The sequence below is a fragment of the Nocardia vinacea NBRC 16497 genome (genome assembly GCF_000308835.1).
GTDB classification, from domain to species: domain Bacteria; phylum Actinomycetota; class Actinomycetes; order Mycobacteriales; family Mycobacteriaceae; genus Nocardia; species Nocardia vinacea.
Window position 1 is genome coordinate 1 of sequence record NZ_BAGN01000304.1, and the last position, 541, is coordinate 541.

1 protein-coding gene and 1 pseudogene are annotated in these 541 nt (G+C 66.4%); one reads left to right on the forward strand and one right to left on the reverse strand.

The window, feature by feature from the left end; all coding sequences use genetic code 11:
- Positions 1–208, forward strand: a pseudogene (locus tag ON44_RS33590) (DedA family protein); the annotation flags it as partial.
- Positions 209–256: 48 nt separating this feature from the next.
- Here ON44_RS33590 and ON44_RS33595 read toward each other — a convergent pair.
- The coding region (locus ON44_RS33595; protein ID WP_157187389.1) for a prolyl oligopeptidase family serine peptidase at positions 257–541 on the reverse strand (285 nt) is incomplete at its 5' end.

Below are 541 nucleotides of genomic sequence, written 5' to 3' on the forward strand. Positions count from 1 at the left end.
CGCCGGATGCCTGCCCTGGAGCGCGGCGCTGGCGATCCTCGGATACGTCGTCGGCGCCAACTGGCACAACGTCGAAGACGCCATCCGCGGTCCCAGCTACCTCATCGCCGCGGCGGTCGCACTCGCTATTGCCGTCACGGTTGTCGCCGCGATCGGTCGACGTCGCCGCGACTCCTCCGAACTCAGCGCCACCGACGGTGCCCGATGAACTCAGCACTGCGGTCATGGCGTCAGCCCACGTCGACCAGATTGTGCGCTAACGGCCGAAGGTCTGGTCGAGGAAGGTGATCAAGGTGGCCCGGATCTGTTCCGGCGGTGGTGCGGCGCCGAAGAATTCGTGATCGCAGTCGTAGGCGTGGAATTCGGTGTGCACCCCGGCTCGCTGTAACGCGTCACGAAACTCGACGCTCTGACCGAACGGGACGACGTGGTCGAAACGCCCGTGCAGCAACAACACCGGCGGATCATCGCCGCTGACATAGGTCACCGGACTCGCGGCACGGGCCCGCTGCGGACATCGGGTCGCGACACATCCCAGCAG